Genomic DNA, 22,427 nt, shown 5'->3' on the forward strand with positions numbered 1-22,427 from the left:
GCTCCTCCCGTCTGCTCGGCGAGACCCGGCGGCCGCGCGCCTTTGGCGCGTCCCGCCCCGCCACACCGGAAACACCATGACGACTACCCCCGAACCGGCCTATCAGCATGGCCAGGCGCCGCGCACGGCGATCCTGCTGATCAACCTCGGCACGCCCGATGCGCCGACACCGAAGGCCGTCGGCAGCTATCTCAGGCAGTTCCTGTCCGATCCGCGCGTGGTGGAGATCCCGCGCGCTGCCTGGCTGCCGATCCTGTACGGCATCATCCTGCCGTTGCGCTCGCGCGCCTCGGCGGTGAAATACGAGTCGGTCTGGCTGCGCGAGGCGCAGATGACCGGTTCGCCACTGCTCGTGCATACCGAACGCCAGGCCCACGCCCTGCAATTGCTGCTCAGCCAGCAGGGCCACGAAGTGACGGTGGCGTGCGCGATGCGCTATGGCAACCCGTCGATCGCTTCCGTGCTGGAGGCGCTGCGCCGCCAGGGCACCGAGCGCATCCTGCTGCTGCCCCTGTATCCGCAGTACTCCGGCACCACCACGGCCACGGCGTTCGACGAAGCGTTCCGCGTGCTGGCGACCTGGCGGAATCAGCCAGAATTGCGGCTGGTCAAGCATTTTCACGACCATCCGGCCTATATTGCCGCCTTGCACCAGCAGGTGGGGGCATACTGGGCGCAGCACGGCACGCCGGATTTCGGGCGTGGGGACAAGCTGATCCTGTCGTTCCACGGGGTGCCGCGGCGCACCCTGGAACTGGGCGATCCCTACCATTGCGAATGCCTGAAGACCGGCCGCCTGCTGGGCGAGGCGCTGGGCCTGCAAGCCGGCCAGTACCAGGTTACCTTCCAGTCGCGCTTCGGCCGCGCGGAATGGCTGCAGCCCTACACGGCACCCACGCTGCAGGAGTTGGGCAAGGTCGGCACCGGGCGGGTCGACGTGTTCTGCCCCGGATTCCCGGCCGACTGCCTGGAGACCCTGGAGGAGATCGGCATGGAAGGACGTTCCGAATTCCAGGTGGCGGGCGGCAAGGTGTTCCATTACATTCCCTGCCTCAACGATGCCGAGAGCTGGATCGCCGGGCTGGCGGAGATCGGCTTGCAGCACTTGCAGGGATGGCCGCTGCGGCTGCCGCACCCGCACGAACTGGAGGCTCGCCGCACCCAGGCCCAGATGCGCGGGGCTGCGGCGTGACACGGGCGCGGCAAAGCCGGCCCCTGGCATGGAGATGACAGAATGAACGTATCTTTCGAGGCTGACGCGCGCCTGCGCATCGACAAATGGCTGTGGTGCGCGCGCTTCTTCAAGACCCGCTCGCTGGCGGCCGAGGCCGTGGAGCGTGGCAAGGTGCAGGTCAACGGCCAGCCTTGCAAGAACTCGCGCGAGGTCAAGCCGGGCGACACCATCGTGCTCGAGGCGCATCAGCAGCGCTGGGAAGTGCTGGTCAGGGGCATCGCCGGCGCGCGCGGGTCGGCGACGGTGGCGCAGACGCTCTATGCGGAGACGCAGGCAAGCCAGGCGCGACGACGCGAGGAAGCGGAAAACCGGCGGCTCAACGTGGAGCCGGCCTCGCGGCTGCAGGGCAGGCCGACCAAGCGGGATCGCCGCCTGCTGGACGGATTCGGGAGCTGAGAGTCGGGGAGCCGAGAGGACTCAGGAGGCGGCGAGCGGCGCCATCGCATGCGGCGCCGCGGCTCACCGGCCTGGATCAGCGAACGAAGGGAACGATGTAGTGTTTGAAGACCGCCTTGCCACTACCGTATTCGGTGTCTCGCGGCGTGAAGGCGCCGGAGAGGCAGATAAAGACTGTCATCACCGATAATGCGGCGAGAAGGAAGACCGTCAGAACAGGTAGCTTATGCATGGCTAACCTTTCGAGTGTGGCCCGACTTGTGATGCATCTTCGACCCCGGTATTTTTGTCATTTTTATACGGTTTCATCTTAGGGGGTGCGCTGCAGCAAAGCAATATGGCCCCTATTTCCATGTGCACCTCTTTGTAACCGTGTGTTTCAGTGCCCCGGCGCGGTGCACTCTTGAAATAATGGATGCCTGTCACCAATTGCAGGATACATTTGCCGATTTACCACCCGCGGCCAGCGCCAGGCCGGCCGCGTCCTTGTATTGATACGGATCGACATGGAAGAACAGAAGCAGACGCCATCCACCACGACGCCGCCGGCGGCCGCCGGCGAGGAGCTGAACAACGCGCCGGCCGGCCAGGCCGAGAACGCCGCCGCGGAGGACGTGACCGCCCAGCTGGCCACGCTCGAAGCCAAGGCCAAGGAGCACTATGACATGTTCCTGCGGGCGACCGCGGAGGGCGAGAATATCCGCCGCCGCGCCCAGGAAGACGTCGCCAAGGCGCACAAGTTCGCTATCGAGAGCTTCGCCGACTACCTGCTGCCGGTGATGGACAGCCTGCAGGCCGCGCTGGCCGACGGTTCCGGCGACATCGCCAAGCTGCGCGAAGGGGTGGAGCTGACCGCGCGCCAGCTCACCAGCGCCTTCGAGAAGGGCAAGATCGTCGAGCTGAATCCGGTCGGCGAAAAGTTCGACCCGCATCGCCACCAGGCCATCTCGATGGTGCCGGCGCCGCAGGAACCCAATACCGTGGTGTCGGTGCTGCAGCGCGGCTACACGATCGCCGACCGTGTGCTGCGTCCGGCGCTGGTGACGGTGYCCGCCCCGAAGTAACGGCGGCGCATCGCTTTCGTTGTCCGCCTGTCCGGCGGCACGAGCAACGCCCGGTGCCACTGGCCCGGGCGTTTTTCATTGCTGGAGAAGCCTATGTCTACCTCGTCAGACAAGTCCGCTGCCGGCGCGCCGGCCGAAGCCGCCGCCGACGCGGCGCCGCACCTGGATCACCATGCCTTCGAAACTTTCGGCATGCGCGAGGTGAACGGCGACGATATCGACGCCGCCATTGCGGCTGCCGATGATGCTCTGGTGTGCGTGTTCTTCTGGGGCGTGGACTGCTTCAATTGCGAAATGGCGAAGAAAGCCATGCTGGCCAATCCCGAGCCGGTGCGCGCGCTAGAGCTGCACTGGCTGCATGCCAACGTCTACGCGCACCCCGAACTGGGCAGGCGCTTCGGCCTGCATGGAATCCCCGTGTTCATGTTCTTCCACAAGGGCAAGAAACTCGGCCGTGCCACCGGCTGGCACGGTCATGGCCAGTTCGCCGCGGCGGTGGCCAATGCCCGCCTGAAGGCCAGCGGCAAGCCCCTGGCGGGCTGAAGCGCGGCCCGCGCGCGTGGCGGGCTGCCCGGCGGGACTAGCGCGACAAGGCATAGCCGAGGCGGAATTGCCACGGCAGCTTGTGGTTGTAGTCCAGCATGCTCTCGCCATAGCCGACGAAATAGCCCGCCATCAGATAGCCCGCGGTGCCCGGGATCAGCCGCGCGAGCGGATAGGTCACCGAGGCGTCGACGCTGCCATAGTACTTCTGCGTGCCCTTGCGCATGGTGGCCGCGAATTCCCATGAATCCGGCTTGCCGTAGGCCAGCTTCAGGTCCATGTAGCCGCGGTAGCTGGCGATATCCGTGTTGTCGTTCTTCTCCAGGTAGTAATAGAGCTTGGGCGATACGCTCCAGTGCCAGCTGCTCAAGTCGCCCAGGTAGAGGGTCGGCTTGACGAAGACGGTATTGATGCTGCGCGACTGGTCGCCGTCGCGGCCGTTGGACTCGTGCTCCAGGCCCGCGGCGAGCGAAAGACGGCTGATCGTGCGGTTATGCACCCCGGTATCCGACAGGTAGTAGAACAGGCTCGGCCGGTAATTGGTGTCGCGGAAGGGGTGGGAGTCTCCGGCCAGGTCCCACAGCGAGAACTGCGTGTAGCCGAAGTAGAGGTTGTCCAGCAGGCTGCGCGAAGACGGGTTTTCGCCCTCGAAGATGCGGAACTTGAAGCTGAGCTGGAACTTGGCGTTGGCGCCGTCATGCGCGCCGACCAGGAAGTACATCGGATCGTTGAAGGTCAGCCGGCCCTGGTCGCGCAAATCGGTCTGGACGGGCGCGGGCTCGGCCGACGCGGCCACTGGCACGACCGGGACGGCAGGCGTGGCGGTGCGGTCGCCCTGCGTCGGTGCGGCGGCCGTGCTTCCGGCCGGGGCGGCCGTGGCCTGCGCCACCTGCGCCGCGGGCGGGTCGTCCGGGCGCGGCGCCCGGTTCAGGGTGACCAGTACCGGCGCCGCATCGATATCGACGGGATCCAGCCGTACGGTCCCGCGCAGCGCGGGCGGGATGGTCGCGCTGTATTCGATGATGCGGTGCTCGCCCTGGCGCAGCCGGATCGTGGCGGCACCAGGCGCCGTGCGCTCCAAGTGCAGGCGCACCGGCGCCTGCAGGTCCGCCGATGCGACCACGTCGATGGCCTCCGGCACCAGGAACGTCCGGTTGGCTTTGTCGGCGCTGACCAGCAGGGTCAGGGTCAGCGGCCTGGTGCCGTCGACCACCTTCGGTGGCTGCAGCAGCGCGATGGCTGCCCGGCTGGGCAGCGGCCAGGCGGCAGCGAGGGCAAGGGAGAGAAGCAGGGCCGGGGTCGCCGGTGCGAGCCGGCGCCGGACCGCAGGCGAGGAGCCGGTCCGGGCATTATGCGTGCAAAGCTGCATGTGGTTGAAGCGGCGCGCGTTTTCCCGGGTCCCGGGAAAGGTGATGCAAGCGCGGCATGATCTATTGCGACGCGGTAAAGCCTAACATGCCCGGCGCGCCGACTTTGTGATGATTTGTACGCCGCCGGGAAGCCCGGCATGGCAAGACGCTGCTGGCGCTACCGCATGGCGCGGCGCTGGACCGAGGCAATGTAATTCTCGCCGTCGGGCGGCAGGCCGGTGCGTTGCGCCTCCCAGAGCATCTCGCCCAGGCATTCCATGACCTGGTGATGCGCCTCATGCGGCGAGTCGAGGCGCTGGGCCAGCGCCTCGTAGGCGCGACGGATGCCGGGCGGCTGGTCGATCGATACCTGTTCGGCGATCGACAAATGCATGGCCAGGTGCAGGAAAGGATTGGTCTGGCCGCCTTCGGGGGTGTAGTCCTGAGTGAGCGCGCCTTCCGTGTCGGTCAGCAGGTTCTGATACTCGGGATGCTCGCCGATCCAGTCGACGGCAATGGCTTCAAGCGGGGTGAGGACGCTGCCTGCGCGCTGCTTCTGCCATGCATCGCAGAAAAAACGGCGGACTTCTTCGCGGGAGGGATTGAACATGATGGCGTCATTGTAAACGAGGCCGGCCTCCGCCGCAGGGCGGCACCGGCGCCGCCCGCCCGATTGCCGCCCGATTGCCGCCGGCATGGATCCGGCCCCGCGCGGCATTTGCACGGCATAGAATGCGGCTTGCCCGGCGCCCGCCGGAAGACCGAATCCACACGCCGACATGTCCGTTTCCCGCTCCTCCCCCGACAGTCTCCAAGCCGGCCGCAACGTACGCGAGCAGCTCGCCGGGGTGCTGCTGATCGCGCTTTCGGCCAGCGCCTTTGGCGCCATGGCGATCTTCGCCCGCTTTGCCTACGATGCCGGATCCGATGTCTATGGCTTGCTGGCGGTGCGTTTCACGCTGGCGGCCGGCGCGCTGGCGCTGGCCATGCGGGCGCGCGGAGTCGGCCTGCCTGGCTGGCGCAAGGTCCTGGCGCTCGCGGCGATGGGCGGCATCGGCTATGTCGGCCAGTCGTTCTGCTTCTTCACGGCGCTCAATCATGCCCAGGCAAGCCTGGTGGCATTGCTGCTCTACCTGTACCCGCTCTTCGTCACCATCCTCGCCGCGGTGTTCCTCAAGGAGCGCCTGGGCGCGGCGTCGGTGATCGCGCTGGTGCTGTGTTCGGTGGGCGCCGGCCTGACGGTCGGCGGCGGCCAGGGTTCGGCGCTGGGGATCGCGCTCGGACTGGCCTCGGCTGTGATCTACTCGGTGTACATCATCGTGGGCGCGCGCATCACGGCTGGCGTCAACCCGCTCGCCACCACCACCGTGGTGTGCACGGCTGCGGCACTGGTCTATATCGCCGTCGGCATCCTGCGCGCCGGGGCCGGGGCGCCGCCGCAGTTCCCGCAAACCGCGGGGGGCTGGCTGGCGCTGCTGGCGATCGCGCTGCTCTCGACCGTGCTGGCCATCCTGACCTTCTTTGCCGGCTTGCAGCGCCTTGGCGCAGCGCGCGCTTCCATGCTGTCGACGCTGGAGCCGGTCGTGACGGTGGTGCTGGCGGCGCTTTTGCTGGGCGAGCAGGTCGGGCTGACCCAGGCGCTGGGCGGCGCGCTGATCCTGGCCGGCGTGCTGTGGCTGACGCGCAAGGGTAGCGGCGCCGAGCAAGTACAACAGAATTGAATCCCTTGCTCAAATCGCTTGGAGGGACGGGGCGGCGTCTTCGATACAATCCGGCTCTCACCTCTCGTTCAGGAACCGACGCATGAAATCGATCGACCAGGCAGCCATCGCCCAGCTGTTCACCGAAGCCCGCACCCACAACGTGTGGCAAGACCGCAAGGTGGACGATGCCACGCTTCATCAGATCTATGACGCCATGAAGTTTGGCCCGACGGCCGCCAACAGCTCGCCCGCCCGCATCGTTTTCGTGAAAAGCGCCGCGGAGAAGGCCCGCCTGGTCGAATGCGTCGCTCCCGGCAACGTCGACAAGACCCGTTCCGCGCCGGTAACGGCCATCGTCGCCTTCGACAACGCTTTCCACGACCAGCTGCCCAAGCTGTTCCCGCATGCCGATGCCCGCTCGTGGTACGCAGGCCAGCCGGAAAAGATCGCTCGCGATGCCCTGGTGAACAGCTCGCTGCAAGGCGGTTATTTCATCCTGGCGGCACGTGCGCTCGGCCTGGATTGCGGCCCGATGGGGGGCTTCGACGCGGCCAAGGTCAACGCGGCGTTCTTCCCCGACGGCAAGTGGTCGGCGAACTTCCTCTGCAACCTGGGCTACGGCGAAGCAGACAAGCTGTTCCCGCGCAGCCCGCGCCTGTCGTTCGACGAGGCTTGCCGCGTGGTCTGAGCCTCGCGCCCAGGCTGCTCGCATCAAGGCCCCTGCGGGGGCCTTTTGCATTCTCGCGGGGATGCTAGACCTTGGGTGCCTCGGTCTTCGGCCGGAATTCGCAAAGCGGTTCGATCGCGCAATGCCAGCATTCCGGCTTGCGCGCCTTGCACACATAGCGCCCGTGCAGGATCAGCCAGTGGTGCGCATCGTGCAGGAACTCGTGCGGTACCACCTTGAGCAGCTTGTGCTCCACGACCTGCACGTTCTTGCCGGGCGCCAGGCCGGTGCGGTTGGCCACCCGGAAGATATGGGTATCGACTGCGATGGTGGCTTCGCCAAAAGCGGTGTTGAGCACCACGTTGGCGGTCTTGCGGCCGACCCCCGGCAGTGCCTCCAGGGCTTCGCGGTCGCGCGGCACCTGGCCGCCATGCTGCTCGACCAGGATGCGGCAGGTCGCGATGACGTGCTTGGCCTTGGTCTTGTAGAGGCCGATGGTCTTGATGTACTCGATCAGCCCGTCCTCGCCGAGATCGAGCATCTGCTGCGGCGTGTGCGCAACCGGGTAGAGCTTGCGGGTAGCCTTGTTCACGCCCACGTCGGTGGCCTGCGCCGACAGCAGCACGGCGATCAGCAGCTCGAACGGCGAGCTGTATTCCAGCTCGGTGGCAGGGGTCGGGTTGACTTCGCGCAGTGTTTCGAACAGGGCGCGGCACTTGGCGGCGTTCATTCGTCCTTGGTGGCTGGGTTGGTCCCGGGCGGGGCATCCGGGCCGGTCTGGTCCGGGGCGACGAGGCCGGCCTTGGCGCGGCGGGCTTCGGCGGCATCGATCTGGGCCTGCACGGCGGGCGGGACATTCTCCGTATTGCGGGGCTTGACGGCCTGCTGCTTGAGGCGCGCGCGCTCGATGGCGGCCTGGATGATGGCCTGCTTGCGTGCCTGGGCCTGGCGCTCTTGCTCGCTCTGGGCGTTTTCGGCCTGCAGCGCTTCGAGCTTGGCGGCGGCCTTGGCCGCCAGGCGGGCATCGTTCTCGTCCTGCTCACGCACCAGGCGGGCGCGGCGCGCCACGTAGCGCGCGTGGGCCTCGTCGGCCTGCGCCTGCGACCACGCGGCCCAGCCGGTGCGCTCCGCGGTCACGGGAACCATGGCGATGCAGTCGACCGGGCAGGGCGCCACGCACAGATCGCAACCGGTGCACCAGTCCGCCAGCACGGTGTGCATCTGCTTGGGCGCGCCCACGATGGCGTCGACCGGGCAGGCCTGGATGCACAGTGTGCAGCCGATGCACAGGGTTTCGTCGATCAGCGCCAGCGCGCGCGGCTGTTCCACGCCGCGCTCCGGGTCCAGCGGCAGCGCCGGCGTGCCGAGCAGCGCCGCGAGGCGGCCGATGCCTTCTTCGCCGCCAGGCGGGCAGCGGTTGCACGCCGCTTCGCCGGCAGCCATGGCTTCGGCATAGGGACGGCAACCGTCGAAGCCGCACTTGGTGCACTGGGTCTGCGGCAGCAGGGCTTCGAGGCGATCGGCGAGGGTAAGGGGGGTGGCGGTCACGACAGCATTTTGGGGTTTGCGGGTGCGGCATGGCGCCGCTCTCTTTTCGTGCCGGTGGTCTGGCCGGCTGGAGCGGGCGCGCGGCAGGGATTATCCCCGATTTCGCCGCAGCGCAGAAACGCGCGATGATGCGCCCTCCGCGGGGGCCGCTGCGCGCAGGTTGCCCTGTGCCATAATCCCGCGCAACGATTCACCAGCCGTCGCATGCAAAACGAAACCAGAACAAAGCGGGACCCGGAGGGAACGCGCCGCCGCATCCTCGATGCCGCCACAGAAGAGTTCGCCAAGGGCGGGCTGGCCGGCGCGCGCGTCGACCAGATCGCCCGTCGCGCGGAGACCAATGAGCGCATGCTGTATTACTACTACGGCAGCAAAGAGGGCCTGTTCCTTGCCGTGCTGGAGCGGCAATACGCAGAGTTTCGCGCTGCCGAGGAGCAATTGCACATCGTCGACGAGGATCCCGTCGCGGCGGTCCGCACGCTGGCCCGCTTCGTCTGGGACTGGTATTACCGCAATCCGGAGTTCATCCGGCTGGTCAACAGCGAGAACCTCCATGAGGCCCGGCACCTGAAGAAGTCCACGCAACTGCACCAGCTGATCAATCCGGTGGTCAATGTGCTGGCGGACATCGTCAAGCGGGGTCAGCGCCAGGGCGTGTTCCGCGATAACGTCGACGTGCCGCAGCTCTACCTGACGATCTCGGCGCTGGGTTACTACGTGCTGTCCAACCGCTACACGATCAGCGCGGTGATTGGCCGGGACGTGGCCTCGCAGGACGAACACGAGCGTTTTGCCGAGTTGCATACCGACATGCTGCTGTCCTACCTGGAACGGCGCTGAGCCTTTGCGCCAGGCACGGTCCGGAGGACCGGAAACGAATGAAAAACGCCCGCGGTGAAACGCGGGCGTTCTTGTTTGCGCGGGACCGGGCGGTGGCTCAACGGTACTTGAGCACGAAGTCGCGCAGTTCCGGGTAGATCTCCTCGCGCCAGCGACGGCCGGAGAAGATACCGTAGTGGCCGCACTTGAGCGCGTTGATGTGCTGCTTGCGGGCCTTGGGGATGCCGGCGCACAGCTCGTGCGCCGCGGCGGTCTGGCCGGCACCCGAGATATCGTCCAGCTCGCCCTCGATGGTCAGCAGCGCGGTGCCCTTGATGTCCTGCGGGCGTACTGGCTGGCCGTCGATTTCCCACGTGCCGTTGGCCAGGCGGAATTCCTGGAACACTTCGCGGATCGTGTCGAGGTAATACTCGGCGGCCATGTCGAGCACCGCGTTGTACTCGTCATAGAAGCGGACATGGGCTTCCGCGTCGTCGGCGTCGCCCTCGACCAGGTTCAGGTAGTAGTCATAGTGCGAGGACAGGTGGCGGTCCGGGTTCATCGCCACGAAGCCGGCATGCTGGAGGAAGCCGGGATAGACCTTGCGGCCATGGCCGGGGTAGTTCGCCGGCACCGTGTAGATCACGTTGTTCTCGAACCACTCGAAGGACTTGTTGGTCGCCAGCGAATTCACCGCGGTCGGGCTGCGGCGCGCGTCGATGGGGCCGCCCATCATGGTCATGGTCTTGGGCGTCTTCTCGCCGGCCGAGGCCAGCAGGGAGATGGCCGCGAGCACCGGTACCGTCGGCTGGCACACCGAGATCACATGCAGGTTCTCCGCGCCGATATGGCGGATGAAGTCCTGAATGTAGTGAATGTAGTCCGACAGGTGGAAGGTGCCCTGGTCGATCGGCACCATGCGTGCATCGAGCCAGTCGGTCACGTAGACCTTGTGGTCTTGCAGCAGGGTGCGCACGGTGTCGCGCAGCAGCGTGGCATGGTGGCCCGACAGCGGGGCGCACACCAGCACCACCGGCTCGTCCTTGAGCAGCTTGATGGTCTCGGGATCGTCGGCATAGCGCTTGAAGCGCACCAGCTTGCAGAACGGCTTCTCGACGATGGTCTGCTCGACGATCGGGATGTCGCGCCCGTTGGAGCGGACCGACTTGATGTCGAATGCAGGCTTCTCGTATTCCTTGCCGAGCCGGTACAGCAGTTCATAGCCGGCTGCCAGGCGCGTGGCGCCGGGTACCAGCGAGAGCGGGCTCAGTGGATTGGTGAAAGTCTTGGCCGTGGCCTGCGCCCACGCGGTAAGCGGGTGCAGCATCGAGCGCTGGAACTCATGCAGCTGGTAAAGCATGACGGATACCTATCAGGCTGGGGGCGAAGCTGGAATTCAACGCCTTGACGTTAAAAATGTGACGCAAAGATACTATTCACGCTGCTGACGTTGCTGTCGTTGCTAACGTGTTACCGACTGTGGCTGATTATGCGCGTTTGCGAACGATCGTGCGTTGCAGCATATACGCTAAGGTACGCCTGCAACGGGAAAAGACAATAGGACAAGTACTGTACATCTCGCTGACAAACGTAAAAGAACGCAAATTTTGGACGTCAGATGCAAAAAAGGCGACCGAAGTCGCCTTTTCGTCGCTTTTGCCGGGCCTTCTTACAACACAGCCGCGATCGCGTCGACCACCGCATCGATGTTGCGGCTATTCAGCGCCGCCACGCAGATGCGGCCGGTGCCGACGGCGTAGATACCGTGCTCGTTGCGCAGGATGTCCACCTGGGCCGAGGTCAGGCCCGAGTACGAGAACATGCCGCGCTGGGCCTTGACGAAGGAGAAGTCGCCCGGCACGCCCTTGGCGGCCAGCTTGTCCACCAGCGCATGGCGCATCAGCTTGATGCGGTCGCGCATCTCGCCGAGCTCCTGCTCCCACATGGCGCGCAGTTCGGGGCTGTTCAGCACGGTAGCGACCACGGTGCCGCCGTGCGTGGGCGGGTTGGAGTAGTTGGTGCGGATGACGCGCTTGACCTGCGACATCACGCGCTGGGCTTCTTCCTTGCCCGTGGTCACGATCGACAGCGCGCCCACGCGCTCGCCATACAGCGAGAAGCTCTTCGAGAAGGAGCTGGAGACGAAGAAGGGCAGGCCGGAGTCCGCGAACAGGCGCACCGCAGCGCCGTCCGGCTCGATGCCCTCGGCAAAGCCCTGGTAGGCCATGTCGAGGAAGGGAATCAGGTTGCGGTCCTTGATCAGGCCCACCACCTGTTGCCATTGCTCGGCCGACAGGTCGACCCCGGTCGGGTTGTGGCAGCAGGCGTGCAGCACCACGATGGTGTTGGCGGGGTAGGACTTGAGTGACTCGACCATGCCGGCGAAATTCAGGCCGTGGCTGGGCGCGTCGTAGTACGCATAGTTGACCACGGGGAACCCGGCGGCCTCGAACAGGGCGCGGTGGTTTTCCCAGCTCGGGTCGCTGATGGCGACCTTGGCATCCGGATACAGGCGCTTGAGGAAGTCGGCGCCGATCTTCAGCGCGCCCGTGCCGCCCAGAGCCTGGGCCGTCACAACGCGGCCTTCGGTGATCAGCGGCGATTCCTTGCCGAACAGCAGGGTCTGCACGGCCTGGTCGTAGGCGGCGATGCCTTCGATCGGCAGGTAGCCGCGCGGGGTGGCGGTGGTCAGGCGGGCCTTTTCGGCTTCCTGCACTGCGCGCAGCAGAGGGATTTTCCCTTCGTCGGTGAAGTACACGCCCACGCCCAGATTGACCTTGGTCGCACGGGTGTCGGCATTGAAGGCTTCATTCAGGCCCAGAATCGGGTCGCGCGGGGCCATCTCGACGGCAGAAAACAAACTCATTTGGGATCTCGTGGTCAGCTATGTAACAAAACGGGAGGGCGTAGAATGCTCCGGACTGCGCTGGAGAGTGCCGGCGGCCCCCATCTTGATACCTGGCCGCCAACCCCAAGATTCTAGCGTATCCGCCCGTTTTCCTGAGGTTTTCCCTAGCAGCCTATGTCGAATCTTGTTGAAGTCGCGCCCGCGCTGGACGAAGAGAAGTTCGCGACCTTCCCCGGCTCGCCGTTCCAGCTCTACCAGCCCTATGAGGCCGCCGGCGACCAGCCCGAGGCCATCCGCCAGCTGGTGGAGGGCGTGGAAGACGGCCTGTCGTACCAGACCTTGCTGGGCGTGACCGGGTCGGGCAAGACCTTCACCATGGCCAACGTGATCGCCCGCATGGGGCGTCCCGCCATCGTGTTCGCGCCCAACAAGACGCTGGCGGCGCAGTTGTACTCGGAATTCCGCGAGTTCTTCCCCCGCAACGCGGTGGAGTACTTCGTCAGCTATTACGACTACTACCAGCCCGAAGCGTACGTGCCCCAGCGCGACCTGTTCATCGAGAAAGACTCCTCGATCAACGAGCATATCGAGCAGATGCGGCTGTCGGCCACCAAGAGCCTGCTGGAGCGGCGCGACACCATCATCGTGGCCACGGTCTCGGCCATCTACGGTATCGGCAACCCGTCCGAATACCACAAGATGATCCTGACGCTGCGCACGGGCGACAAGATCAGCCAGCGCGACGTGATCGCGCGCCTGATCGCCATGCAGTACACCCGCAACGAGACCGATTTCCAGCGCGGCACCTTCCGCGTGCGCGGCGACACGCTCGACATCTTCCCGGCCGAGCATGCCGAACTGGCGGTGCGCGTCGACATGTTCGACGACGAGATCGACTCGCTGCTGTTCTTCGATCCGCTCACCGGGCGCGTGCGCCAGAAGATCCCGCGCTTTACCGTCTATCCGTCGAGCCACTACGTGACGCCGCGCGAAACCGTGTTGCGTGCCATAGAGGACATCAAGGTCGAGCTGCGCGAACGCCTGGATTTCTTCTACAAGGAGAACCGGCTGGTGGAGGCGCAGCGGCTCGAGCAGCGCTCGCGCTTCGATCTGGAAATGCTCACCGAGCTGGGCTTCTGCAAGGGCATCGAGAACTACTCGCGGCACCTGTCGGGCGCCAAGCCCGGCGAGCCGCCGCCGACGCTGGTCGACTACCTGCCGCCGGACGCGCTGATGTTCCTGGACGAGTCGCACGTGCTGATCGGCCAGTTCAACGGCATGTACAACGGCGACAAGGCGCGCAAGACCACGCTGGTGGAATACGGCTTCCGCCTGCCGTCCGCGCTGGACAACCGCCCGCTCAAGTTCGAGGAGTTCGAGCGCAAGATGCGCCAGGTGATGTTTGTCTCGGCCACGCCGGCCAACTACGAGAACGAGCACGCGGGCCAGGTGGTGGAGCAGGTGGTGAGGCCGACCGGCCTGGTCGATCCGATCATCCACGTGCGCCCGGCCACCACGCAGGTGGACGACCTGCTGTCCGAGATCCATGCCAAGGTCGCGCTCGGCGAGCGCGTGCTGGTGACCACGCTGACCAAGCGCATGTCGGAGCAGCTCACCGAGTTCCTGACGGAAAACGGCGTCAAGGTGCGCTACCTGCATTCGGACATCGATACCGTGGAGCGGGTCGAAATCATCCGCGACCTGCGCCTGGGCACCTTCGACGTGCTGGTCGGCATCAACCTGCTGCGCGAAGGCCTGGATATTCCCGAGGTGTCGCTGGTGGCGATCCTCGATGCCGACAAGGAAGGCTTCCTGCGCGCCGAGCGCTCGCTGATCCAGACCATCGGCCGCGCCGCGCGCAACGTCAACGGCACTGCAATCCTGTATGCCGACCGCATGACCGATTCGATGAAGCGCGCGATCGGCGAGACCGAGCGCCGGCGCGCCAGGCAGATCGCCTTCAACGAGGCCAACGGCATCGTGCCGCGCGGCGTGGTCAAGCGCATCAAGGACATCATCGACGGCGTCTATGATCCGGGCGAGGTCAAGGCCGAACTGCTGGCCGCCGAGGAGCGCGCAAGGTACGAGGACATGACCGAGAAGCAGGTTTCGAAGGAGATCAAGCGGCTCGAAAAGCTCATGTTCGAGCATGCCAAGAACCTCGAGTTCGAGAAGGCCGGCCAGGTGCGCGACCAGTTGGCCAAGCTCAAGCGCCAGGTGTTTGGCGCCAGCGGCGACGGCGAGCACCTGCCGCCTGCCGCGGCCGCCTCCTGAGGCCGGGGGGGAACCCGCCAGGCCCTTCCGTTACGGTCTATAGTTGGAATCCCGCACGGTGATGAGGAGGTGCCTCATGGTCAAGTTCGCGCTGTGGGTTCCGCTGCATGCGAAGCCCGGCAAGGAAAAGGAAGTCGAGGAATTCCTGCTTGGCGGCTTGCCGCTGGTGCAGGAGGAAACCGGCACCACGGCCTGGTTCGCGCTCAGGCTCGGACCATCCATGTACGGGATCTTCGACGCCTTCCCGGACGAGGCCGGCCGCCAGGCACATCTCTCCGGCAAGGTTGCCGCGGCCCTGATGGCCAAGGCGCCGGACCTGTTCGCCAAGCCGCCTTCGATCGAGAAGCTGGACGTGCTGGCAGCCAAGTTGCCCTGAGTCCGGAAGGGGGCTTGCCTGCGCGGCGGGCGCCTAGTGCTAGTTCTTCGGTGGCAGGGAGCGCAGCCGCTTGTTGACTTCCAGCAGTGTCTCGCACGCGTCGGCTTGCGCCGCACGACGCGTGCTGATGAAATCCACGATCGCGCCAAGCGGCTCGCGCTGCGCAGTGCAAGCGGTGGCGGCGGCCGGAATCGAGGCGGGAGCCGGGCAGGCCGCGCCGAACTCTTCTTCCAGGCTGCGCAGGACGACGGCGAGCAAGTTCGCGCAGCCCGCGTCGCTGGCGGGGTTGGAAGATGGCTCGGCGGCAAGCGCAAGGCTTGCGCACGAGAGTGCGCCGCAGAGAAGAAGGGGACTGAGCAGACTGTTCACCGTCGGCATTATGCGTGGCACGAAACCTTTACGTCACCTTTTTTGCGGTTCATCGCCCCCCGGCACTCGTTTGTGCCTCCCGCCAGTGCGCACCTTGCAGGGCGGTAAAATCCGCCCTTGTACGTGTCCCGGAGCGGGCTTGCCACTCTCCCGGTGCGCGTCCTTGCCCTGGCGCCGACCGATGGCGCCGAACCCAGGATTCCGATGAAGACATTCGCGATTCTCATGTGCTGCATGGGTAATATCTGCCGCTCGCCGACAGCCGAGGGCGTGCTGCGCGCCAAATTGCAGGCCGCCGGCATGGCCGCCCAGGTCGAACTGGATTCGGCGGGTACCCACGGCTATCACATCGGCCGCGCGCCGGACGCGCGCGCGCAGCGCCATGCGCTGGCCCGCGGCTACGATCTTTCCGCGCAGCGGGCACGGCAGGCCGTGGCGGCCGATTTCGCCCGCTTCGATCTGGTCCTGGCCATGGACTGGGACAACCTGCAGGCGCTCAGCGCCATCTGCCCGCCGGCCAGCCGCGACAGGCTGCTCCTGCTGATGAGCTTTGCCACGCGGCACGATGCCGACGAAGTGCCGGATCCCTATTACGGGGAGGGCGACGGCTTCGAACGCGTGCTCGACTATGTCGAGGATGCCTGCGACGGCGTCATCGCCCTGCTGCGCAGCAAAGGCCTGGGCGCCGCGGGCTGAGCGCGATCGTGCGGCAGCGCATCCTGAAACAGCCCTGGGCGCTGATGGTGCCGCCGCGCGGGCCAGACGCCGCCGCGCAGGCGGGTGGGGAGCGCGCTTGATGCAATGCGGCAGGGGTACTTGACTGAATTAGTCGGGATCTTTTATACTCGACCAAAATGATCAAGTATTCCCCTGCATCATGAGACTGACTACCAAAGGCCGCTTCGCGGTAACCGCCATGATTGACCTGGCCATGCGCCAGGATCAAGGGCCCGTTACGCTGGCCGGTATCAGCCAGCGCCAGAAAATCTCCCTCTCCTACCTCGAGCAGCTGTTCGGCAAGTTGCGCCGTCACGAGATCGTCGAAAGCGTGCGCGGCCCGGGCGGCGGCTACAGCCTCGCGCGCAAGGCCGAGGACGTCACGGTTGCCGACATCATCATCGCGGTCGACGAGCCACTCGACGCCACGCAGTGCGGCGGAAAGGGCAATTGTAACGGAGATGAAGGAAGCGGGCGCTGCATGACCCACGAGCTGTGGGCCACGCTCAACCAGAAAATGGTCGAGTATCTCGATTCCGTCTCCCTCAAGAACCTGGTCGACCAGCAGCGCGCCAAGTGCCCGACGGTGCTGCACGACATGCGCGAGGAGCCTGCCGCGCTGGCAGTGTCCGCACCGCGTGCCGGCGCCGAAAAGGAAAAACCCGCGCGCCCGCGGGTGGTGAACTCGGTCTTCAGCCTGGCGCAGTCATAGGACAGGCAGGCGGTCCCCGGAGCAACCTCAGTATTAGCGGTCCCTAATAAAGGCAGTCATAACGATGAGCACCCCACATTTCCCCATCTACATGGATTACTCGGCCACCACCCCGGTGGACCCGCGCGTGGCGGACAAGATGATTCCGTACCTGCGCGAGCAGTTCGGCAATCCGGCTTCGCGCAGCCACGCCTACGGCTGGGATGCCGAGCGCGCGGTGGAAGCGGCGCGCGAGCAGGTGGCCGCGCTGGTGGGCGCCGATCCGCGCGAGATCGTGTGGACTTCGGGCGCGACCGAATCGAACAACCTGGCCATCAAGGGCGCCGCCAATTTCTATGCCGGCAAGGGCAAGCACATCATCACGGTCAAGACCGAGCACAAGGCCGTGCTCGACACCACCCGCGAGCTGGAGCGCCAGGGCTTCGAGGTGACCTATCTCGACGTGAAGGACGACGGCCTGATCGACATGGACGTGCTCAAGGCGGCGATCCGCCCGGACACCATCCTGGTTTCGGTGATGCTGGTCAACAACGAGATCGGCGTGATCCAGGACGTCGGGCAGATCGGCGAGATCTGCCGCGCCAAGGGCATCATCTTCCATTGCGATGCGGCCCAGGCCACCGGCAAGGTCGCCATCGACCTGAACACGCTGAAATGCGACCTGATGTCGTTCTCGGCGCACAAGACCTACGGCCCCAAGGGCGTCGGCGCGCTGTACGTGCGCCGCAAGCCGCGCGTGCGCCTGGAAGCGCAGATGCACGGCGGCGGCCATGAGCGCGGCATGCGCTCGGGCACCCTGGCCACGCACCAGATCGTCGGCATGGGCGAAGCCTTCCGCATCGCCCGCGAGGAAATGGCCACCGAGAACGAACGCATCCGCATGCTGCGCGACCGCCTGTGGCGCGGCCTGTCGGGCATGGAAGAGGTCTACCTGAACGGCGACATGGAACAGCGTGTGCCGCACAACCTCAACGTCAGCTTCAACTTCGTCGAAGGCGAATCCCTGATCATGGCGATCAAGGACGTGGCCGTGTCGTCGGGCTCGGCCTGCACCTCGGCTTCGCTGGAGCCGTCGTACGTGCTGCGCGCCCTGGGCCGCAACGACGAACTCGCGCACAGCTCGATCCGCTTCACGGTGGGCCGCTTCACCACCGAGGAAGAAGTCGACTACACCGTCGAACTGCTCAAGGGCAAGATCGCCAAGCTGCGCGACCTGTCGCCGCTGTGGGAAATGTTCAAGGACGGCGTGGACCTGAATTCCATCCAGTGGGCCGCGCACTAAGCGCCGAGGCCCCCGCAAGACCCCATAAATACGCCAAGAGGTAGCCAAAATGTCATACAGCACCAAGGTTCTCGACCACTATGAAAACCCCCGCAACGTTGGCTCGTTCGACAAGAACGACGACGCCGTGGGCACCGGCATGGTCGGCGCGCCGGCTTGTGGCGATGTGATGAAGCTGCAGATCAAGGTCAACGAAGCCGGCGTGATCGAAGACGCCAAGTTCAAGACCTATGGCTGCGGCTCGGCCATCGCCTCGTCCTCGCTCGTGACCGAGTGGGTCAAGGGCAAGACCGTTGATCAGGCGCTGGAAATCAAGAACACGCACATCGCCGAAGAACTGGCGCTGCCGCCGGTGAAGATCCACTGCTCGATCCTGGCCGAGGACGCCATCAAGGCGGCGGTCGAGGACTACAAGAAGAAGCACGAAGGCGCAGCCGAACAGAAGGCCGCCTGAGTTCAACGCAAGGGATGACGCAGCGATGATCACGCTTACCGAGAAGGCCGCCAAGCATGTGGCGCGCTACCTGGACCGCCGCGGCAAGGGCGTTGGCCTGCGCCTGGGCGTCAAGACCACCGGCTGCTCGGGCCTGGCCTATAAGCTGGAATACGTCGATGACCTGTTGCCGGAAGACAGCGTGTTCGAGTCGCACGGCATCAAGGTGATCGTCGATCCCAAGAGCCTGCCGTATATCGACGGCACCGAACTCGACTTCGCGCGCGAAGGCCTGAACGAGGGGTTCCGCTTCAACAACCCCAACGTCAAGGACGAGTGCGGCTGCGGAGAGTCGTTCCGGGTCTGAGCGAGTCGCACGGCGGATTGCGATGAAGCGCGGCATCGTGGGGTTTCACCAGGACGAGGAAAGCCACTGGGTGGCCGAACTCGATTGCGGCCATGGCCAGCATATGCGCCATGATCCGCCCTGGCAGATGCGGCCCTGGACCCAGACGGCGCACGGGCGCGCCGCGCGGATCGGCGAGGTCGTGAATTGCCTCAAGTGCGACCGTGGCGAGCCGCCCGCCGACTGGGCGGCTGCCTGAGCGGCGCGCCGCACGGCTGGCCATGTCGGCAAAAGATGTTCAAGGGGGCGGCGCAGCCGCTCTTTTTTGTTGGGGAAGGTGTTGAAAGACGATTATTTCGCGCTGTTCGGCCTGCCGGCCAGCTACACGGTCGACGAAGCGGCGCTCGATGCGGCCTACCGTACGGTGCAGTCGCAGGCGCACCCGGACCGTTTCGCCAACGCCGGCGACGCCGAGCGCCGCGTGGCCATGCAGTGGGCCGCGCACGCCAACGAGGCTTACCGCACGCTGCGCCAGCCGCTCAAGCGCGCGATCTACCTGCTGTCGTTGCGCGGGGTGGATATCCAGGCCGAAAGCAATACCGCCATGGCGCCCACCTTCCTGATGCAGCAGATGGAATGGCGCGAAGCGCTGCAGGATGCGGTGGGCGACAAGGACATCGCACGCCTCGATGCGCTGCTGCGCGAACTGCGCGGCGAAAAGCGCGAGCGCCATGCGGCGCTCGGCGCGTTGCTGGATGCCGGCGACGATGCGGGTGCCGGCAGCGCGGCCAGGCAATTGATGTTTATCGAAAAGATCGAACACGACACCAGCGAAGCGATCGACCGCCTGGAAGACTAGCCTGCCTCCGGGCAAGTTCGCTTCGGCCATGCCACAATGGCGCCCCGGCGCGGGCGGGACTGCTTAAGCAGCCCTGCCTGCAACCGCACGAATAAAGAAGATTCATCATGGCACTGCTCCAGATCTCCGAACCCGGCATGTCGCCGGCGCCCCACCAGAAGCGGCTCGCGGTCGGCATCGACCTCGGCACCACCAATTCCCTGGTGGCGGCGGTTCGCAACAGCATTCCCGAAGTCCTGAGCGACGACAGCGGCCGCGCGCTGCTGCCGTCCGTGGTGCGCTACCTGCCCAACAAGGGCACGCAGATCGGCTACCGCGCGCAGGACGAGGCGGTGCACGATCCCAAGAACACCATCATCTCGGTCAAGCGCTTCATGGGCCGCGGCCTGCGCGACGTGGCTCACATCGAGCACAGCCCCTACGATTTCGTCGACGCGCCAGGCATGGTGCAGATCAAGACCGTGGCCGGCGTGAAGAGCCCGGTGGAAGTGTCGGCTGAGATCCTGGCCACGCTGCGCCAGCGCGCCGAGGATTCCCTTGGCGACGAACTGGTCGGCGCCGTGATCACGGTGCCCGCGTACTTCGACGACGCCCAGCGCCAGGCAACCAAGGATGCCGCGCAACTGGCCGGCCTGGAAGTGCTGCGCCTGCTCAACGAGCCGACCGCCGCCGCCATTGCCTACGGCCTGGACAATGCCTCCGAAGGCATCTACGCGGTGTATGACCTCGGCGGCGGCACCTTCGACATCTCCATCCTCAAGCTCACCAAGGGTGTGTTCGAGGTCATGGCCACGGGTGGCGACTCCGCGCTCGGCGGCGACGACTTCGACCAGCGCCTGATGTGCTGGATCGTCGAGCAGGCCAGCCTGCAGCCGCTCTCGGCCGAAGACATGCGCCTGCTGATGGTGCGCGCGCGCGCCGCCAAGGAAGCGCTGTCGGCAGCCGATGCCACCGTGATCGACGCGGTGCTCAACAGCGGCGAGATCGTGCACCTGACGCTGTCGGCGGCCGCCTTCGTCGAGATGACCGCACCGCTGGTGCAGAAGACCCTGGCGCCGGTGCGCAAGGCACTGCGCGATGCCGGCGTGGCGGTCGACGAAGTCAAGGGCGTGGTGCTGGTCGGCGGCGCTACCCGCATGCCGTCAATCCGCAAGGCGGTTGGCGATTTCTTCGCCCAGCCGCCGCTGACCAACCTCGACCCGGACCGGGTGGTGGCGCTGGGCGCGGCCATGCAGGCCAACCTGCTGGCCGGCAACGGCGCGCCCGGCGAGGACTGGCTGCTGCTCGACGTGATCCCGCTCTCGCTGGGCGTGGAAACGATGGGCGGCCTGGTCGAGAAGATCATCGCGCGCAACAGCACGATTCCGGTGGCGCGCGCGCAGGAATTCACCACCTTCAAGGATGGCCAGACGGCCATGGCCATCCATGTGTTGCAGGGCGAGCGCGAACTGGCGGCCGACTGCCGCTCGCTGGCGCGCTTCGAGTTGCGCGGCATTCCGCCGATGGTGGCCGGCGCGGCGCGCATCCGCGTGACCTACCAGGTCGACGCCGACGGGCTGCTTTCGGTCTTCGCGCGCGAAACACACTCCGGCGTGGAGGCGACCATCACCGTCAAGCCGTCCTACGGCCTGGCCGATGACGAGATCGCGCGCATGCTGCAGGACAGCTTCCGCGAGGCCGAGCACGACATGCAGAGCCGGGCCCTGGCCGAGGAGCGCGTCGATGCCGCGCGCCTGGTCGAGGCTACCAGCCGCGCGCTGGAGACCGACGGCGACCTGCTCTCCGCCGAGGAACGCGCCGCCGTGGAGCGGCTCATCCTCGCGGTCAGCGACATTGCCGCCGGCGAAGACCACCACGCCATCAAGGCGGCCGTGGAAGCGCTCTCCCACGGCACCGACGAATTCGCCGCCCGCCGCATGGACCGCTCGATCAAGAGCGCGCTGGCGGGCCGCAAGGTGCAGGACCTGGGCTGATCCCCGAGGCCGTCGCACCGTATCTCTACCCAGGACAACCCATGCCACAGATCATCGTATTGCCTCACGTCGAACTCTGCCCCGAGGGCGCCGTGTTCGAAGCCAAGACGGGCACCAGCATCTGCGATGCCTTGCTCAGCAACGGCATCGAGATCGAGCACGCCTGCGAAAAATCGTGCGCCTGCACGACCTGCCACGTGGTGGTGCGCGAGGGCTTCAATTCGCTCGAGGAAGCGGAAGAGAAAGAAGAAGACCTGCTCGACAAGGCCTGGGGCCTCGAGCCCAACTCGCGGCTTTCCTGCCAGGCGCTGGTCGCGGAAGACGACCTCACCGTCCAGATTCCGAAGTACACGATCAACCATGCCAAGGAAGAGCACTGAGCGCTGAGCATCGCGCGCCTGTTGCCCTGACGACCTGACCGGAGAGAATGCCAATGAAGTGGACCGACACCTACGATATCGCGGCCGCGCTGTACGACAAGTACCCCGATATCGATCCTGCCACGATCCGTTTCACCGACCTGCACCGCTGGGTCCTCGAGCTCGACGGCTTTGCCGACGTCCCGGAGCGCTCCGGCGAGAAGATCCTGGAAGCCATCCAGGCCGCCTGGATCGAAGAGGCGGAATAAGCCACGCCGGGTGGCGCGGCGCCGTGCCCCGCGCCACCCGCGCTACCGCTTCTCAGAAGCGGTAGCCGATGCGCCGCCCCGGTAACACGCCGGTATCGCGGTCATGGCCTGTCATCGTGCGGTTCCACGACAGGCTGGCCAGCCGGCGCTCCTCGCGCCGGTAGCTGGCCGACAAGGTCAGCAGCGTCGCCACATTCCTGCCATCGCTGCCGCCATTGCCCGGCGCGCTGTTCACGTCGATGGCGAAATACGGCCCCAGTCCCCCACGCAGCGTCAGCTTGTCGCGG

General features: G+C 65.9%; 28 protein-coding genes. 19 read left to right on the plus strand and 9 right to left on the minus strand.

All coding sequences use genetic code 11. The features are described from left to right. Window positions 1–76 precede the first annotated feature (76 nt). Window positions 77–1,192, plus strand: a complete 1,116-nt coding sequence (hemH, locus tag AB4Z48_RS24555) for a ferrochelatase (protein ID WP_441618763.1) — start codon at window positions 77–79, stop codon at window positions 1,190–1,192. 42 nt (window positions 1,193–1,234) lie between these two features. Further along, on the plus strand, window positions 1,235–1,630 hold the full coding sequence (locus tag AB4Z48_RS24560; RefSeq protein ID WP_441618765.1) for an RNA-binding S4 domain-containing protein: 396 nt from the start codon (window positions 1,235–1,237) through the stop codon (window positions 1,628–1,630). A gap of 76 nt (window positions 1,631–1,706) precedes the next feature. Here the strand turns inward: AB4Z48_RS24560 and AB4Z48_RS24565 are convergent, their stop codons facing one another. Beyond that, entirely contained in the window at window positions 1,707–1,862 is a 156-nt protein-coding gene (locus AB4Z48_RS24565; RefSeq protein WP_020201414.1) for a hypothetical protein, read from the minus strand. A 274-nt stretch (window positions 1,863–2,136) separates the two neighbouring features. On the opposite strand from AB4Z48_RS24565, the gene grpE reads away from it, so the two are divergent. Further along, window positions 2,137–2,694: a nucleotide exchange factor GrpE gene (grpE, locus tag AB4Z48_RS24570; RefSeq protein ID WP_441618767.1), complete on the plus strand. Its 558-nt coding sequence runs from the start codon at window positions 2,137–2,139 to the stop codon at window positions 2,692–2,694. A 93-nt stretch (window positions 2,695–2,787) separates the two neighbouring features. Next, on the plus strand, window positions 2,788–3,237 hold the full coding sequence (locus AB4Z48_RS24575; RefSeq protein WP_441618769.1) for a thioredoxin family protein: 450 nt from the start codon (window positions 2,788–2,790) through the stop codon (window positions 3,235–3,237). A gap of 37 nt (window positions 3,238–3,274) precedes the next feature. Here AB4Z48_RS24575 and AB4Z48_RS24580 read toward each other — a convergent pair whose 3' ends face one another. Continuing rightward, entirely contained in the window at window positions 3,275–4,606 is a 1,332-nt protein-coding gene (locus AB4Z48_RS24580) for a phospholipase A (protein WP_441618770.1), read from the minus strand. A gap of 158 nt (window positions 4,607–4,764) precedes the next feature. Then, window positions 4,765–5,196, minus strand: a complete 432-nt coding sequence (locus AB4Z48_RS24585) for a DUF1841 family protein (protein WP_441618772.1) — start codon at window positions 5,194–5,196, stop codon at window positions 4,765–4,767. Between the two features lie 169 nt (window positions 5,197–5,365). Here AB4Z48_RS24585 and AB4Z48_RS24590 point away from each other — a divergent pair, with 169 nt between their 5' ends. Beyond that, a complete protein-coding gene (locus AB4Z48_RS24590; protein ID WP_441618774.1) occupies window positions 5,366–6,307 on the plus strand; it encodes a DMT family transporter in 942 nt (313 codons plus the stop codon). Window positions 6,308–6,389: 82 nt separating this feature from the next. Then, on the plus strand, window positions 6,390–6,977 hold the full coding sequence (locus AB4Z48_RS24595) for a malonic semialdehyde reductase (RefSeq protein ID WP_441618776.1): 588 nt from the start codon (window positions 6,390–6,392) through the stop codon (window positions 6,975–6,977). Window positions 6,978–7,041: 64 nt separating this feature from the next. On the opposite strand, the gene nth is transcribed toward AB4Z48_RS24595, so the two are convergent. Both nth and rsxB read right to left on the minus strand, forming a co-directional pair. After that, window positions 7,042–7,686, minus strand: coding sequence for an endonuclease III (gene nth / locus AB4Z48_RS24600; RefSeq protein ID WP_441618777.1), 645 nt, complete (start codon window positions 7,684–7,686; stop codon window positions 7,042–7,044). After that, on the minus strand, window positions 7,683–8,504 hold the full coding sequence (gene rsxB / locus AB4Z48_RS24605; protein ID WP_441618779.1) for an electron transport complex subunit RsxB: 822 nt from the start codon (window positions 8,502–8,504) through the stop codon (window positions 7,683–7,685). The genes nth and rsxB overlap by 4 nt, the downstream gene beginning before the upstream one ends. Before the next feature lie 204 nt (window positions 8,505–8,708). Between rsxB and AB4Z48_RS24610 the strand changes: the two genes are divergently transcribed. Beyond that, complete coding sequence (locus AB4Z48_RS24610) at window positions 8,709–9,344, plus strand: TetR family transcriptional regulator (protein ID WP_441618781.1); 636 nt, start codon at window positions 8,709–8,711, stop codon at window positions 9,342–9,344. Between the two features lie 97 nt (window positions 9,345–9,441). Here the strand turns inward: AB4Z48_RS24610 and AB4Z48_RS24615 are convergent, their stop codons facing one another. Both AB4Z48_RS24615 and AB4Z48_RS24620 read right to left on the minus strand, forming a co-directional pair. Next, entirely contained in the window at window positions 9,442–10,683 is a 1,242-nt protein-coding gene (locus tag AB4Z48_RS24615) for a polyhydroxyalkanoate depolymerase (RefSeq protein ID WP_441618783.1), read from the minus strand. Between the two features lie 309 nt (window positions 10,684–10,992). Beyond that, complete coding sequence (locus AB4Z48_RS24620) at window positions 10,993–12,189, minus strand: amino acid aminotransferase (RefSeq protein WP_441618785.1); 1,197 nt, start codon at window positions 12,187–12,189, stop codon at window positions 10,993–10,995. A 156-nt stretch (window positions 12,190–12,345) separates the two neighbouring features. Here AB4Z48_RS24620 and uvrB point away from each other — a divergent pair, with 156 nt between their 5' ends. Then, on the plus strand, window positions 12,346–14,445 hold the full coding sequence (gene uvrB, locus AB4Z48_RS24625) for an excinuclease ABC subunit UvrB (RefSeq protein ID WP_441618787.1): 2,100 nt from the start codon (window positions 12,346–12,348) through the stop codon (window positions 14,443–14,445). Window positions 14,446–14,521: 76 nt separating this feature from the next. Beyond that, complete coding sequence (locus AB4Z48_RS24630; protein WP_441618789.1) at window positions 14,522–14,821, plus strand: putative quinol monooxygenase; 300 nt, start codon at window positions 14,522–14,524, stop codon at window positions 14,819–14,821. A 39-nt stretch (window positions 14,822–14,860) separates the two neighbouring features. On the opposite strand, the gene AB4Z48_RS24635 is transcribed toward AB4Z48_RS24630, so the two are convergent. Next, on the minus strand, window positions 14,861–15,199 hold the full coding sequence (locus AB4Z48_RS24635; protein ID WP_441618791.1) for a hypothetical protein: 339 nt from the start codon (window positions 15,197–15,199) through the stop codon (window positions 14,861–14,863). Window positions 15,200–15,394: 195 nt separating this feature from the next. On the opposite strand from AB4Z48_RS24635, the gene AB4Z48_RS24640 reads away from it, so the two are divergent. The 10 genes from AB4Z48_RS24640 to iscX all read left to right on the plus strand — a co-directional run bounded on the left by AB4Z48_RS24640 (window position 15,395) and on the right by iscX (window position 22,140). Then, window positions 15,395–15,886 carry a low molecular weight protein-tyrosine-phosphatase gene (locus AB4Z48_RS24640; RefSeq protein WP_441618793.1) on the plus strand — a complete coding sequence of 164 codons (492 nt, stop codon included), beginning with the start codon at window positions 15,395–15,397 and terminating at the stop codon, window positions 15,884–15,886. A gap of 181 nt (window positions 15,887–16,067) precedes the next feature. After that, entirely contained in the window at window positions 16,068–16,619 is a 552-nt protein-coding gene (gene iscR, locus AB4Z48_RS24645) for a Fe-S cluster assembly transcriptional regulator IscR (RefSeq protein WP_441618795.1), read from the plus strand. A 58-nt stretch (window positions 16,620–16,677) separates the two neighbouring features. Beyond that, window positions 16,678–17,901 (plus strand): IscS subfamily cysteine desulfurase, encoded by a 1,224-nt coding sequence (locus AB4Z48_RS24650; protein WP_441618930.1) that lies wholly within the window; start codon window positions 16,678–16,680, stop codon window positions 17,899–17,901. Window positions 17,902–17,950: 49 nt separating this feature from the next. Beyond that, window positions 17,951–18,355, plus strand: coding sequence for a Fe-S cluster assembly scaffold IscU (gene iscU, locus AB4Z48_RS24655; protein WP_441618797.1), 405 nt, complete (start codon window positions 17,951–17,953; stop codon window positions 18,353–18,355). Between the two features lie 25 nt (window positions 18,356–18,380). Next, window positions 18,381–18,701 (plus strand): iron-sulfur cluster assembly protein IscA, encoded by a 321-nt coding sequence (gene iscA, locus AB4Z48_RS24660; protein ID WP_017229301.1) that lies wholly within the window; start codon window positions 18,381–18,383, stop codon window positions 18,699–18,701. 22 nt (window positions 18,702–18,723) lie between these two features. Next, window positions 18,724–18,939 carry a DUF3565 domain-containing protein gene (locus AB4Z48_RS24665; protein ID WP_441618798.1) on the plus strand — a complete coding sequence of 72 codons (216 nt, stop codon included), beginning with the start codon at window positions 18,724–18,726 and terminating at the stop codon, window positions 18,937–18,939. A gap of 81 nt (window positions 18,940–19,020) precedes the next feature. Further along, the gene (hscB, locus tag AB4Z48_RS24670; protein ID WP_441618800.1) at window positions 19,021–19,539 is read left to right on the plus strand and encodes a Fe-S protein assembly co-chaperone HscB; all 519 of its coding nucleotides are present in this window, start codon (window positions 19,021–19,023) and stop codon (window positions 19,537–19,539) included. Between the two features lie 107 nt (window positions 19,540–19,646). Beyond that, on the plus strand, window positions 19,647–21,512 hold the full coding sequence (gene hscA / locus AB4Z48_RS24675; RefSeq protein WP_441618802.1) for a Fe-S protein assembly chaperone HscA: 1,866 nt from the start codon (window positions 19,647–19,649) through the stop codon (window positions 21,510–21,512). Between the two features lie 41 nt (window positions 21,513–21,553). Beyond that, the gene (gene fdx, locus AB4Z48_RS24680; RefSeq protein ID WP_441618804.1) at window positions 21,554–21,892 is read left to right on the plus strand and encodes an ISC system 2Fe-2S type ferredoxin; all 339 of its coding nucleotides are present in this window, start codon (window positions 21,554–21,556) and stop codon (window positions 21,890–21,892) included. Between the two features lie 53 nt (window positions 21,893–21,945). Further along, window positions 21,946–22,140 carry a Fe-S cluster assembly protein IscX gene (gene iscX, locus AB4Z48_RS24685; protein ID WP_441618806.1) on the plus strand — a complete coding sequence of 65 codons (195 nt, stop codon included), beginning with the start codon at window positions 21,946–21,948 and terminating at the stop codon, window positions 22,138–22,140. 52 nt (window positions 22,141–22,192) lie between these two features. Here iscX and AB4Z48_RS24690 read toward each other — a convergent pair whose 3' ends face one another. Next, complete coding sequence (locus AB4Z48_RS24690; RefSeq protein ID WP_441618808.1) at window positions 22,193–22,375, minus strand: hypothetical protein; 183 nt, start codon at window positions 22,373–22,375, stop codon at window positions 22,193–22,195. Window positions 22,376–22,427: the final 52 nt, after the last annotated feature.

This window comes from Cupriavidus sp. 2TAF22 (assembly GCF_052115045.1).
Classification (GTDB): domain Bacteria; phylum Pseudomonadota; class Gammaproteobacteria; order Burkholderiales; family Burkholderiaceae; genus Cupriavidus.